This window comes from Pseudoalteromonas sp. EB27, assembly GCF_001974875.1.
In the GTDB taxonomy this organism is placed as follows: Bacteria; Pseudomonadota; Gammaproteobacteria; order Enterobacterales; family Alteromonadaceae; genus Pseudoalteromonas.
The window spans coordinates 1-14,114 of record NZ_MTQD01000005.1 but is presented as its reverse complement, the minus strand read 5'-3'; the positions used below and the strand labels follow the sequence as shown (position 1 = coordinate 14,114).

Annotated in this window: 9 protein-coding genes and 8 tRNA genes; 13 read left to right on the top strand and 4 right to left on the bottom strand. The window is 39.1% G+C overall.

From position 1 onward, the window contains the following. Window positions 1–40: 40 nt before the first annotated feature. Window positions 41–2,317, top strand: a complete 2,277-nt coding sequence (locus BW142_RS06870) for an acyl-CoA dehydrogenase (RefSeq protein WP_076924383.1) — start codon at window positions 41–43, stop codon at window positions 2,315–2,317. Window positions 2,318–2,398: 81 nt separating this feature from the next. Here BW142_RS06870 and BW142_RS06865 read toward each other — a convergent pair whose 3' ends face one another. Together BW142_RS06865 and cysK are read right to left on the bottom strand one after the other, a co-directional pair. Then, window positions 2,399–2,833 (bottom strand): hypothetical protein, encoded by a 435-nt coding sequence (locus BW142_RS06865; protein ID WP_024599814.1) that lies wholly within the window; start codon window positions 2,831–2,833, stop codon window positions 2,399–2,401. 141 nt (window positions 2,834–2,974) lie between these two features. Then, window positions 2,975–3,943, bottom strand: a complete 969-nt coding sequence (cysK, locus tag BW142_RS06860) for a cysteine synthase A (protein WP_076924382.1) — start codon at window positions 3,941–3,943, stop codon at window positions 2,975–2,977. 362 nt (window positions 3,944–4,305) lie between these two features. On the opposite strand from cysK, the gene BW142_RS06855 reads away from it, so the two are divergent. The 12 genes from BW142_RS06855 to BW142_RS06800 all read left to right on the top strand — a co-directional run bounded on the left by BW142_RS06855 (window position 4,306) and on the right by BW142_RS06800 (window position 9,763). Then, entirely contained in the window at window positions 4,306–5,457 is a 1,152-nt protein-coding gene (locus tag BW142_RS06855; RefSeq protein ID WP_076924381.1) for a dicarboxylate/amino acid:cation symporter, read from the top strand. Between the two features lie 108 nt (window positions 5,458–5,565). Next, on the top strand, window positions 5,566–6,216 hold the full coding sequence (uvrY, locus tag BW142_RS06850) for a UvrY/SirA/GacA family response regulator transcription factor (RefSeq protein WP_007377972.1): 651 nt from the start codon (window positions 5,566–5,568) through the stop codon (window positions 6,214–6,216). A 9-nt stretch (window positions 6,217–6,225) separates the two neighbouring features. Continuing rightward, window positions 6,226–8,049, top strand: coding sequence for an excinuclease ABC subunit UvrC (uvrC, locus tag BW142_RS06845; RefSeq protein WP_024599811.1), 1,824 nt, complete (start codon window positions 6,226–6,228; stop codon window positions 8,047–8,049). A gap of 42 nt (window positions 8,050–8,091) precedes the next feature. Beyond that, window positions 8,092–8,637 carry a CDP-diacylglycerol--glycerol-3-phosphate 3-phosphatidyltransferase gene (gene pgsA, locus BW142_RS06840; protein ID WP_033036948.1) on the top strand — a complete coding sequence of 182 codons (546 nt, stop codon included), beginning with the start codon at window positions 8,092–8,094 and terminating at the stop codon, window positions 8,635–8,637. A 212-nt stretch (window positions 8,638–8,849) separates the two neighbouring features. Beyond that, window positions 8,850–8,925: transfer RNA gene (locus BW142_RS06835), tRNA-Gly, on the top strand. A 31-nt stretch (window positions 8,926–8,956) separates the two neighbouring features. Next, a tRNA-Cys gene (locus BW142_RS06830) sits at window positions 8,957–9,030 on the top strand. A gap of 37 nt (window positions 9,031–9,067) precedes the next feature. After that, window positions 9,068–9,154: transfer RNA gene (locus tag BW142_RS06825), tRNA-Leu, on the top strand. A gap of 64 nt (window positions 9,155–9,218) precedes the next feature. Further along, window positions 9,219–9,294: transfer RNA gene (locus tag BW142_RS06820), tRNA-Gly, on the top strand. A gap of 39 nt (window positions 9,295–9,333) precedes the next feature. Continuing rightward, window positions 9,334–9,420: transfer RNA gene (locus BW142_RS06815), tRNA-Leu, on the top strand. A gap of 49 nt (window positions 9,421–9,469) precedes the next feature. Next, a tRNA-Gly gene (locus BW142_RS06810) sits at window positions 9,470–9,545 on the top strand. Between the two features lie 19 nt (window positions 9,546–9,564). After that, a tRNA-Cys gene (locus BW142_RS06805) sits at window positions 9,565–9,638 on the top strand. Between the two features lie 38 nt (window positions 9,639–9,676). Then, window positions 9,677–9,763: transfer RNA gene (locus tag BW142_RS06800), tRNA-Leu, on the top strand. 527 nt (window positions 9,764–10,290) lie between these two features. Here the strand turns inward: BW142_RS06800 and BW142_RS06795 are convergent. Both BW142_RS06795 and BW142_RS06790 read right to left on the bottom strand, forming a co-directional pair. Further along, window positions 10,291–11,889, bottom strand: coding sequence for a BCCT family transporter (locus BW142_RS06795; protein WP_076924380.1), 1,599 nt, complete (start codon window positions 11,887–11,889; stop codon window positions 10,291–10,293). 165 nt (window positions 11,890–12,054) lie between these two features. After that, window positions 12,055–13,470 carry a sodium:alanine symporter family protein gene (locus BW142_RS06790; protein WP_076924379.1) on the bottom strand — a complete coding sequence of 472 codons (1,416 nt, stop codon included), beginning with the start codon at window positions 13,468–13,470 and terminating at the stop codon, window positions 12,055–12,057. Window positions 13,471–14,114: the final 644 nt, after the last annotated feature.

Here is a 14,114-nt window from a genome sequence, read left to right as displayed (position 1 = left end):
TTAAGTTACTATTTTCATTCAATGTGTAAGGAATGTGCGCATGTTAATATTTATAATATTGCTGGTCGTGGTGGTGGTTATTTTTGCGGTTAAAGATATTCGCCTAAACTTGATTAGTCGTCCTACGTTTAAAATGTTCAAAAAGGTGCTTCCGCCATTATCGCAAACAGAGCGAGAGGCAATGGAAGCAGGTGATGTTTGGTGGGATGGAGAGTTATTTAGTGGTAACCCAGATTGGCAAAAACTGCACCGCTTTCCTAAACCAGAGCTTAGCGATAAAGAAAACGCATTTATGGCTAACCAAGTAGAAACCTTATTGGCGATGCTTGATGATTATCAAATTGTACAAAAAGACAAAGACTTACCAAAAGAAGTGTGGGATTACCTAAAAACAGAAGGTTTTTTTGCGCTGATCATTCCTGAAAAATTTGGCGGTCGTGAGTTCTCGGCAATTGCTAATTCAACGATAGTGTCAAAAATTTCGACTAAAAGCTTAACAGCCGCGGTCACTGTTATGGTGCCTAATAGTTTAGGTCCAGGTGAGTTACTTCTTCACTATGGTACTAAAGAACAGCAAGATCGTTGGCTGCCAAGTTTAGCTAATGGTACAGATGTTCCTTGTTTTGCATTAACGGGACCAGAGGCGGGCTCTGATGCTGGCAGCATTCCTGATTCCGGTGTGGTGTGTATGGGTGAGCACAATGGCGAGCAAGTAATGGGTTTGCGTTTAAATTGGTCAAAGCGTTACATTACGCTTGCACCCGTTGCTACTGTACTCGGCTTAGCATTTAAAATGTATGATCCAGACGCTTTATTAGGTGATAAAAAAGAGCTAGGCATAACGTGTGCGCTTATACCAACCGATCATCCGGGTGTCGAAACGGGTGAGCGTCATTATCCACTTAATATGGCCTTCATGAATGGTACCACTTACGGTAAAGATGTATTTATACCACTGGATTGGATCATTGGTGGACAAGAGTGTGCAGGGCGTGGCTGGAGAATGCTTGTTGAGTGTTTAAGTGCAGGGCGTGGTATATCACTACCAGCATTAAGTGCAGCAACTGGACATTTAGCTTCAAAAATGACATCGGCATACGCCATGGTACGCCAGCAGTTTGGTGTATCTATAGGGCAGTTTGAAGGAGTGCAAGAGGCACTTGCACGTATTGGTGGTTTAACTTACACACTTGAGTCGTGCCGATTAATGACCGCAGGTGCGATTGATTTAAAATTAAGCCCGTCGGTTGTAACAGCGATTGCTAAATACCATATGACTGAAATGGGTCGTACGGTAATGAACGATGCAATGGATATTCATTCAGGTAAAGGAATTCAAGTAGGGCCTAATAACTATTTGGCGCATGGCTATATGGGTATTCCAGTATCAATTACGGTTGAAGGCGCAAATATTTTAACGCGTAACTTAATGATATTTGGCCAAGGTGCAACACGCTGTCATCCATTTGTTTTAAAAGAAATGGAAGCCGCTGCAATGGAAGATGACGACGCAGCACTTGAACAATTTGATGGTTTATTAATGAACCATATAATATTTGCAGCAAGTAATGCAGGCATGGCATTTGTGCATGGCTTGACACGTAGTTGCTTTGCTAAAGCCCCTGTAGGTGGTGAAACGGCTGTTTATTATAAACAATTGAGTAGAATGAGCCGAGGCTTAGCTATTTGCACAGACGTGGCTATGTTAATGCTTGGCGGTGAACTTAAACGTAAAGAAATGATATCGGCACGTTTGGGTGATGTATTAAGTCATTTGTACTTAGCATCAACTGTTTTAAAACGTTATGAAGACGAAGGGCGCCAACAAGCTGATTTACCATTCGTAAAATATGCAATTGAGAACTCATTATTTGAAATTGGCCAAGCGTTTAATGGCTTCTTTAAAAACTTTTCAAATCCGGTTGTTAATTTTATCCTTAAACGTATCGTGTTCCCGCTTGGAAATCATTACCACAGACCAAGTGATGAAATAGCACAAAGTATTTGTGAGCGTATGACTCAACCGGGTGTATTTAGAAACCGCTTAACACACTTATGTTATGTAGATGAAAATGCAGGTACAGGCGTAATGGAAAATGCATTTTTAGCAATGCACGACATGCAAGCGCAGTTTAAAGATTTAAAACAATGGCAGCGCAAGGGCAGTGTGCCTACAACGCTTGATATTGAAGGCGCTATTAACTATGCACTTGAAAATAAGTTGTTAGAGCAAACGGATGCTGATGCAATGCATCACGCTAATAAGTTACGAAAGAAAGCCATTGCAGTTGATAATTTTCAACCAGGTGAGCTGTAGCGCACTACTTTAAATACTAACTCAAGCATGATCAAAAAGGCCTTACAAATGTAAGGCCTTTTTATGTGTAATTCATTTCTTTTAACGAGCGTAAGGGTCGGCAACAATTTTATCTATGTACCATTTCCCCTTTTTACGAAGCATTTTTACGCTGCGCATTTCGTCAATTTTATCACCATTTAAATAGCCGGTAAAAATAAGGTTTATTTTAGCATTATCACCGTATTGCTCACGGACGCTCATATTGGTCATATCAACTTCAATGGTTACTTCATCGTATTGCATATTTACTAAGTTACGGGAAAACTGTTTAGCAGTACCGTAGGATTTCATTATGCGTGTAAGGTTGGGTGTTGCCATGGTGCTGGCTTTTTGAAGGTCTTGCTGGTTATAAAGCGCATCAAAATAAGCGGTTGCTGTATCGCCAGGAGTGTCGCCAAGTGTTTTGGTATCGTCACCGCAGGCTGATAAAAATAAACAGAGAACCAAACTTAATAAACTCGTGATTTTTTTCATATTAATTATTATTAATTAGTTTTTTTAAAGTGTGTGGTTTATCTATGAAGATGTAAAGGTATGGCGGGCAATAAATAGAAAATTGGATAATAAATAATAAAAAAGGATGCCTAAAGCATCCTTTTAAAATTTTAGAATTGCTTATTGCACTAGCTCTTGCTCACTAAACTCTTCATCAAACATTGGGCTTGATAAGTAACGCTCAGTTGCACTAGGTAGGATAACAACAATATTTTTATCTGCGTTTTCAGGTTTTTCAGCAATTCGCTTAGCTGCAACAACCGCTGCACCTGACGAAATACCGACTAAAATACCTTCTTTTTTCATTAACTGATGCGCCATTGCAATTGCATCTTCGTTAGATACAAGCTCAGCTGCATCAATTAAGTCCATATCTAAGTTACCTGGGATAAAGCCTGCACCAATGCCTTGGATTTTATGAGGGCCTGGTTTAATTTCTTCACCGGCAAGCGTTTGGCTAATAACTGGAGAGTTAGTTGGTTCAACAGCAATAGATTTAACGTTTAGACCTTTTTCTGTTTTAAGGTAACGGCTAACACCTGTAATAGTACCGCCTGTACCTACACCGGCTACAAAAAAGTCTACTTTGCCGTCAAGTGCATCGCAAATTTCTGGGCCTGTTGTTTCAAAGTGAATTTTAGGATTTGCAGGGTTTTCGAATTGTTGTAATAAAATATATTTATCAGGTGCGGTTGCTTGAATTTCTTTTGCTTTTTCAATTGCGCCATTCATACCTTTAGCACCGTCGGTAAGTACTAGGTTTGCACCTAGTGCTTTTAATAGCTTGCGACGTTCTAGGCTCATAGTGTTTGGCATAGTAAGTGTTAACTTGTAACCACGAGCAGCTGCAACAAATGCAAGTGCAATACCAGTGTTACCTGATGTTGGCTCAATAAGTTCTTTACCTTCAACAAGCTGACCTGACTTTTCAGCTTCCCAAATCATTGATGCACCAATGCGGCATTTGATACTAAAGCTTGGATTACGAGATTCAACTTTAGCGTATACATTCCCACCCGTAACACGATTAAGTTTTACTAGCGGCGTATTACCAATAGTTAGTGAGTTATCTTCAAAAATAGTAGACATAATGTTCCTTTGGATACAATCTGATCAACGTGCTAATAGCCTTTGCTACTAACTATACATACACACTTTACTGTGAGTTTAAAAAAACTAAAGTAAAGTTTGGCTATAACATATATTTATTGGGCTTATAACCAGTCGAAATAAAAATCAATTATTAACGGTGCTTTAGTTATTGTAGGTGCGGGCTTAATTTGAGATTTAAAGAGTAAAAACTCGTTTAGTCAAAAAATGTTCAAACGAGCTCTAGAACAAGCTGCATTTGTTCGTTATTTGTGCATATAAATGTAACTTGAATAGTTTTATCACACAATGCATCTAAAACATGATAAAAACACGTATCTAAATTCAATTAAGCAATCACAATGAAGTTAATCTTAAAATTAATTGCCGGTATTGTGGCCGGTATCTTAGTCGGACTATATGTACCTATAACTGGTGTTGAACTTTTATTTACAGTAAAAGAGCTGATTGGTCAAATTATCTCCTTTACCATCCCTCTTATCATTTTGTTTTTTATTGCATCGGGTATTGCTGGCCTACCAAAAGGGTCTGGTCACTTACTTGGTAAAACAGTCGGGTTTGCTTACAGCTCTACCATTATTGCAGGTACGCTTGCATTTTTATTAGTAAGTGCTGTTATACCTTTTTTAAGTGGTGGCATTACTTTTGAAGCTGAAGTTGCAACTGAAATTGGCAGTTTTATTGATTTAGAAATTCCACCTCTGATGGGTGTAATGACCGCATTAGTGACTGCTTTTGTATTTGGTATAGGCATGAGCCAATTAGAACTTGATACACTTAAAAAGGTGTCTGATCAGGGACGAGATGTAATTGACGGGTTATTATCAAAAGTAATTATACCTGCTTTACCATTTTACATTGCTGGCGTATTTGCCGAAATGACGGTAGCGGGCACTGTGGTTGATACATTGCAAACATTTGGTGTAGTACTAGTTGCTGCGCTTGTTATGCATTGGTTATGGTTAAGCGTTTTATATATAGCGACAGGTATATTGTTAAAACGTAATCCAATCGAATTAGTTAAAAATATGCTCCCAGCTTACTTTACTGCGTTAGGTACTATGTCGAGTGCAGCAACGATTCCAGTATCGCTACAATCAAGTAAGGCAAATAATGTTAAAGAAGATGTAGCTAATTTTACTGTGCCGCTTTGCGCGACTATTCACTTATCTGGCTCAACTATAACAATAGTAACCTGTGCAATGGCTGTTATGTTTTTATCGCCAAGCATGGAAGTTCCTTCATTAATGGGTATGCTGCCATTTATTATGATGTTAGGTTTAGTAATGATTGCAGCTCCAGGTGCTCCAGGTGGTGCAGTCATGTCGGCGCTTGGTTTATTAACAAGCATGCTTGGGTTTAATGAAGGTGCTGTAGCATTAATGATTGCACTTTATTTAGCACAAGATAGCTTTGGTACTGCGTGTAATGTAACGGGTGATGGTATCATTGCGTTATGGGTTGACAGATTTAGCGAAAAATCGTCAGCTTAAACTATTAGAGTGAGGCAATAATATTAATTATTGTTTCGCTTTATGTATGTTACTGTGGCAAATTAATTTAATTAAATTGCATGTTGTTAGGTAAGTGAGGATGTTCCATTGATTAATGTACTTTTAGTTGATGACCATGAACTTGTACGAACAGGAATCAAGCGTATTCTTGATGACGTACGAGGGTTTAAAGTAATTGGCGAAGCTAAAACTGGCGAAGAGGCTGTACAGTTTTGTCGTCAGCATGCGCCAAACATAGTATTAATGGATATGAATATGCCAGGCATGGGCGGATTAGAAGCGACTAAAAAGATTTGTCGTTACTGCCCAGATGTAAAAATTATTGTGCTTACTGTTAATTGTGAGGATCCGTTTCCGAGCAAGGTAATGCAAATTGGCGCTCATGGCTTTTTAACTAAAGGTGCAGGCTCTGACGAAATGGTTCGTGCTATTCGTTGCGTTCATGCTGGTCAGCGTTATATTGCCCCTGAAATTGCACAGCAGATAGCGCTTGCACAAGTAACAGGCCGCACAGATGAAAACCCTTTTCAGAGTTTATCTGAGCGAGAGCTGCAAATTATGCTTATGATCACCAAAGGTGAAAAAGCACAAGATATAGCAGAGCGTTTAAATCTAAGCTCTAAAACAGTAAATAGCTATCGCTACCGTATGTTTGAAAAGTTAAATGTAGGTGGCGATGTTGAGCTTACCCATTTAGCTATTCGTCATAAAATGATTGATATAGACGTTTCGTACTAACTATAATTTATGTCTGAATTTGATCACGTACATTTTCTCAAAACGCTATCAAGCGAGCCGGGTGTATACCGAATGCTTGATAGTGACAGCCAAGTTATTTATGTTGGTAAAGCTAAGCATCTAAAAAAGCGTGTTAGCAGTTACTTTAGAAGTAATATTACCGATAGCAAAACACGCGTTTTAGTGAGTAATATTAGTGACATTGAAGTCACTCTCACCAATACTGAAACCGAAGCGCTGCTGCTTGAAAATAACCTAATAAAAAAATATCAGCCTCGCTACAACATATTATTGCGCGACGATAAGTCGTACCCCTATATTTTACTAACTAGCCATAAACACCCACGTTTAGCGTTTCATCGTGGCAGTCGTAAAATTAAAGGCGAGTACTTTGGGCCTTTCCCAAGCGCAGGAGCGGTATCTGAAAGCTTGCGCTTAATGCAAAAAATATTTCCTGTTCGTCAATGTGAAGATGCTTATTACCGCGCAAGAAGTCGCCCGTGTCTGCAATATCAACTTAAACGTTGCTCAGCTCCATGTGTAAATAAAGTAACGGATGATGATTACAGCGAGCAGGTTGATTATGTTCGTAAATTTTTAACAGGTAAATCTCACGAAGTTATTGCTGATTTAATAAAAAAAATGGAAGCAGCCAGCCTGCAGCTAAACTTTGAATTAGCGGCAAAAGTTCGCGACCAAATAATGCTACTTCGTAAAATGCAGGAGCAACAGTCTATTTCTGGTAACTTTGCAGAAATGGATGTTGTCGGTTTTGCGCATTTAAACGGGTTAAACGGTATTCATTTATTAATGATCCGCGATCATAAAGTGCTGGGTAGTAAAACCTATTTTCCAAAAGTACCTAAAGATTCGAGTGAACAAGAAATATTGACCTCATTTTTAGGACAATATTATTTAGCGCCAGGAGCAACTGGGCGTATTGCAAAAGAAATCATATTACCGTTTGAAATAGAAGAAAGCGCGGCGCTCGGCGAAGCACTCTCACAAATAAGTGAACGTAAAGTAACTCTTAAAGTTGTCACTCGGGGTGAGCGTGCGCAATACCTACAACTCGCAAATAAAAATGCATTAAACAGTATTGCGGTTAAACAAAGTACCCAAGACTCTATTAATAAACGTTATGCACAATTAAAAGCAACACTGCGACTTGACGATATTACCCGAATGGAGTGTTTTGATATAAGCCACACCATGGGGGAGAACACCGTTGCAAGTTGTGTTGTATTTGACTCACAAGGCCCAAATACAAAAGAGTATAGGCGCTATAACGTAACAGGTATAACTGGTGGCGATGATTATGCTGCAATGGAATTTGCACTTAACAAACGCTATAACAAGTTAGTAGACGAAGACAAAATTCCAGACGTTATCTTTATTGATGGTGGTAAGGGGCAGTTAGGGCGCGCTGAGCAGTATTTTTCTAATTGGCCGCACACAAAAATGCCTTTATTAGTAGGTGTTGCAAAAGGAACGAGTCGCAAACCCGGTCTTGAAACATTATTGATTGACGGTGGACGCAAAACTATTCCGATGGATTCAGATGCACCTGCGCTTCATTTGATTCAGCATATACGTGATGAGTCTCACCGTTTTGCAATTGCTGGGCATCGTAATAAACGACAAAAACAACGAACACAATCACTATTAGAAGAAATAAATGGAGTAGGTTCTAAGCGTCGCCAAACATTATTAAAATATTTAGGGGGCATGCAAGGTGTAAAAGCTGCTAATATAGAACAGTTAAAGAAAGTTCCTGGGATCAGCCCTGACATGGCTGAGAAGATATTTAACCATTTGCATGACAAGGGCTAGCCCTTCATGCGAATATAGCCAAAAAGACATATCCAAGTAGTTATGTGGAATATTCCAAACACACTTACAACATTTAGACTTTTTCTTATCCCCGTTTTTTTGGTGATATTTTATTTGCCTTATAGCTGGGCATTTTTTGCTGCCGCCTTTATTTTTTGGCTTGCATCGATTACCGATATACTAGACGGTTATTTAGCAAGAAAGCTTGAGCAATCAACTCCTTTTGGTGCTTTTCTAGATCCTGTTGCTGATAAAGTAATGGTATGTGCTGCTCTTGTTGCATTAGCCGATCAGTATCAAACTATGTATATGACAATACCTGCTCTTATTATTATAAGCCGTGAAATTATTATATCTGCACTTCGCGAATGGATGGCAGAGCAGGGCAAGCGCGGTAACGTGGCTGTTTCAAACATGGGTAAAATAAAGACGGCTGCACAAATGTTAGCCATTATCGGTTTGATTTGGCAATATGATACGTGGATGAACTATTTAAGTTTTGGATTACTGTACATTGCGACCTTTTTAACCTTGAGTTCTATGATGCAATATTTACGTGCAGCATGGGGTGAATTGACTAAAAATTAACTCTAAATGTATAATAACGCACCGTTTTAGATAAAAAACAAGCAAACAGTTCAAAACTAGCATTTTTTGTATTGACGCGTTTAATAATCTCTGTAGAATGCGTCCGTGTTGAGAGGGCATAGCCCCCGAGATAAACAAAACGGTAATTAATCAGTTACCTGAATGTTCACATAAATCATCATGTGTTAATTCAACTAACTGATAAATAAAATGCGGTACTAGCTCAGTTGGTAGAGCGCGACCTTGCCAAGGTCGAGGTCACGAGTTCGAGCCTCGTGTACCGCTCCAAGTTTATCTTAGGTTATTACCCCAATGTTGGGGCGGAATGGCAGAGTGGCCATGCACCGGATTGCAAATCCGTTTACCTCGGTTCGACTCCGGGTTCCGCCTCCATTTCAACACTCCACACGCTTTAATTAGCAAACTCGATGCCCGAGTGGTGGAATTGGTAGACACAAGGGATTTAAAATCCCTCGACTAACAAGTCGTGCCGGTTCAAGTCCGGCCTCGGGCACCACTATGTGGTTTAATTACATTACCAAGTGTAATTTATAAAATGATTAATTTAGAATTAATATGATGCGGTACTAGCTCAGTTGGTAGAGCGCGACCTTGCCAAGGTCGAGGTCACGAGTTCGAGCCTCGTGTACCGCTCCATATTAGTTTTATCCACTTGCTTTTAATAGCAAACTCGATGCCCGAGTGGTGGAATTGGTAGACACAAGGGATTTAAAATCCCTCGACTAACAAGTCGTGCCGGTTCAAGTCCGGCCTCGGGCACCACTTTAAATTATTTTACCAAGATAATTTAAAGTTAATAAAACAGTATTTTGCGGTACTAGCTCAGTTGGTAGAGCGCGACCTTGCCAAGGTCGAGGTCACGAGTTCGAGCCTCGTGTACCGCTCCAAATTATTTGGATACATTTAGGCGGAATGGCAGAGTGGCCATGCACCGGATTGCAAATCCGTTTACCTCGGTTCGACTCCGGGTTCCGCCTCCATATAATTTACTCCACACGCTTTAATTAGCAAACTCGATGCCCGAGTGGTGGAATTGGTAGACACAAGGGATTTAAAATCCCTCGACTAACAAGTCGTGCCGGTTCAAGTCCGGCCTCGGGCACCATTTTTACTAAAATCCTCAGATAAAATTCATTTAAATTCTAAATCACTCTATTTTTAAAATATTCAAAAATTATCCTTATTTAGATTCCCAATCTTATTTTTAATACCTACTTACCTTTAATATCTTAAAGTTTCATCATCATACATTTATAAAGCTGCCAGTTTGTATTTAACCGTTAATGCTTTTATCCAATCTGGTTAAATTAACTGAATTGGTATAATTAGTTGTGAATAAGAGCACCTGTTAATAACAAAGAAAAAATCAGAACGCTGGCTATTCAATTTTCTTGGCAATTACTCCTGCACCTATGTTTTAGTAAATCAAATGCTTTTAACTCTGCTAACGTAAGGTTTGCTCTCTAAAAATAGTTAAGTTTTAACGAGGGGTGGCATTAATGAATGTAATAGAAGTGCGGTGTCTAAAATAAATTTAAGATAGGAGTATAAGAAATGCGTTTAGTACTTAGTTATACGAATTGCTAGTGTTTTATAAGCGACCCTTGAGGATCGCTTATAAAGGATAAATTGTTATTGCAGTTTACTCTGAGCTTTGTAAATTGGATACTCGCTCAACAAGCCTTGAATAAGCGCAATACACATTAAAATAAGTACTATTGAAAACGGCAAAGCTGTAGTAACTACGCCCGACTGAAGCGCTTGCAATGCTTGCGAGCCACCAACCCAAAGCAATACTGCTGCAATCACGCCTTCGACTGTAGCCCAAAATATACGTTGTGGCACTGGTGCATCTATTTTACCGCCCGCAGTTATACCATCTATTACAAGCGATCCTGAATCAGACGACGTTATAAAAAATACCAAAACGAGTGCTATAGAAATAATAGAAATAAAACTAGAAAGTGGTAACTGCTCGTATACCTGAAATAAAGTCACTGAGATATCAGTTAAACCATTTTGTCCAAGTGGGCCAACTTTATCTATAACTTGTGTAATTGCCATATTTCCGAATACCCCCATCCAAACCAAACTAAGAAGCGTTGGTAGGCCAATGACGACGAGTAAAAACTCGCGTACAGTGCGCCCCTTTGAAACTCGAGCAATAAACATCCCAACAAACGGCGACCATGATATCCACCATGCCCAATAAAACACAGTCCAAGAGTGCATCCAATCTTCATCGGGTCTATTAAAAGGATTGCTTAAAGGTACAAAGTGTTCTACGTACGCCCCAAGGGTAAACCAAACAGCAGTAATTGCATCAGAGAAAGTAAGGGCAATAACAACTAATAATAAAATAAATGCACAAATTAAATTAACATTGCTCAGTACTTTAACACCGCCCTCAATACCTCTAATAACAGAGAAAATTGCAATACACGTTACTAAACCAATAACAGATATTTGAAAAGCAGTCCCGTAATCAGTGCCTAACAGATAATTTATCCCGCTGGTAGCTTGTTGAGCGCCGAGGCCTAGCGATGTAGCTAAACCAAATAAAGTAGACAGTACAGCGAGTATATCGATTATATGACCAAGCCATCCCCAGGCACGATCACCAAATAATGGATAAAAAACAGAACGTATAGATAAAGGAAGGCCTTTGTTAAATGCAAAAAAAGCCAAGCTTAATCCAACAACAGCGTAAATCGCCCATCCATGTAAACCCCAGTGGTACATGGTTGCACCCAAAGCTAATGAGTGTGCTTGCGGTGAGTTTGGCTCAACGCCCATAGGCATATGATACCAACCAGTATAATATGCAGTTGGCTCAGCAACCCCCCAAAACAGTAAGCCAATACCCATTCCTGCTGCAAACAGCATTGAAAGCCACGACATATAGCCATGTTCTGGGCGAGCTTTTACGCCACCTAAACGAATTTTACCCAAAGGAGAAAATGCTAAAATAACGCAAAATATCACAAAGGCATTGGCTAGTAACATAAAGTAACTATCAAATTGATTAATTATGGCGTCTTTAGTCGAGGTTAGTGCATCACGGGTAACGGTAGGGTCAAAAACTAGGGTAAGTATTACAAATAAAATAACTAAGAAAGCGCTTATGCCAAATACTGGGTTATGGATATCAAATCCCCACTTTTGTACATTATCTTGCCCAACTTGGTAATCAGTAGTGTCTATACTGTATTTTTTTGTTATGTCATCCATCGGACCTCCTTTTTATAGATAACTTAATTCATATATCCTACGTAATTAAATATAAAATAGTTTTAAAATTAATATAACTTTTTATTTATAAGAAATGAGATGTTTAAGCGTAATATTTGTAATTTTTAGATCTAAAAAAGCGAGCCGTAGCTCGCTGTTTATTATTTACTGCCAGGCCTCGGGATCGACCTCTTTAGCAAGTTTAGGATGTTTACTCTTATCAAAGGTAGGTATTAGGCCTCTCTTGCGTTGCTCGTTATAATCTTTAGAAAGCCATACAACAACACCTGAAAGCATAAATAACGCTATAACGTTTACAATAGCCATCAAACCCATTGATATATCTGCCAGCGTCCAAATTAAACCAAGCTCACCAACAGCGCCAAACATCACCATACCTAAAACAACAAGTCTAAAGATAAACATACCTTTATTAGAGTTGTGCTCTAAAAACATTAAATTTGTTTCAGCGTAAGAGTAATTAGCCACAATAGAAGTAAAAGCAAAAAACAATATAGCAATGGCAATAAAGTAAGTACCCCAGTCGCCGACATGTTCTTGTAATGCTGCTTGTGTAAGTTCAATCCCCATAACACCAGATTCAGGTATTAATTGCTGCGATAGTAAAATAAGAGAAGCAGTCGCTGTACAAATAACAATAGTATCAATAAATACACCTAGCATTTGCACATAACCTTGTGATGCTGGATGAGGCGGGTAAGGTGTAGCAGTAGCTGCGGCATTAGCTGCACTACCCATACCTGCTTCGTTTGAGAATAAGCCACGCTTTATACCTTGGATCATAGCTTGTGTAACACCATAACCAATTGCACCTGCACCAGCTTGTTCAATACCAAAAGCACTCTTTATAATAAGGGCGAGTACATCCGGGAGTGCAGTAAAGTTAATAGCACATACATAAAGAGCCACTAACAAGTAAGCTAATGCCATAAATGGCACAACCATTTCGGCAAAACGAGAAATCGTTTTCAAACCACCAAAAATAATAATACCAGAGCCAATAACCAAGCAAATGCCTACTATATACTTAGGTACATCAAACGCTACTTCAAATGCTGCAGCAATAGAGTTTGACTGTACGGCGTTAAATACCAAACCAAAGGCTAAAATTAAGCATAGCGAGAATAAAGTTCCCATCCAGCGTTTACCTAAACCGTTTTGCATATAATAAGCAGGGCCACCTCTAAAATTGCCTTCAACATCCTTTGTTTTATAAGCCTGAGCTAAAGTACTTTCAGCAAAGCTTGTAGCCATACCTATTAATGCAATAAGCCACATCCAAAAAATAGCACCCGGACCACCTAGGTATAAGGCAACAGCAACACCAGCCATATTGCCTGTACCAACGCGGGCAGCTAACGAAGTACAAAAAGCCTGAAAGGATGAAATTTCGTTATCGGCACATTTACGAGAGCCAAACATAACTTTGAACATATGTGGGAATTGCACAAACTGAATAAAGCCTAGTCGAAAAGTAAAGAAGAGGCCTGCTGCTATTAATAAGTAGACGAGAACTTGGCCCCATAGAAGGGCACTTATACTGTTTATTATGTCTGTCATGGATACTGCCTAAATACATGAGTTAAAAAAAGTGACCGCAACTTATCACATCAGGATAAAAGTGTTTAGTTTTAAAGTTCAAAAGCAGAGTTATCAACAGGGTTTTGTGGGTAACTTGTGCTTATCATGTGTGCTTGCTTGGGGCTTAATTTTAATTACTATTTTGTGTAAATAACGCTTGCGTAAAATTCACCGCTCCCTATAATGCGACCCCACTGAGACGGGAAACGCCAACGCATAGCGAGGCAGGAACAACTCAGAGAGTTAAATAAAACTTCGGTTTTAAATCTTCCAAAAGAAAGTTTAAAACTAAGTGTTGACTCGAAAAATAAAGGGTGTATTATTCGCATCCCTTGAGGCGCTAAAGCGACTCAAAACGTTCTTTAACAATATAAAGCAATCATCTGTGTGGGCACTCGTACAGATTGAGTTCTAACAGCCAAGCTACTTAGGTAGCGAGGCAAACAAATTAGAGTCTCAATTGAAAACTGAGTGACCAACAGAATAGTTATTTCGGTAATTATTCGGCACAGTCAATTCAATATCGAAAGATATTAAAATAAATTCAGAATTCATTGAGCTGTCGAAAGACATAAAACTTTTTAATTGAAGAGTTTGATCATGGCTCAGATTGAACGCTGGCG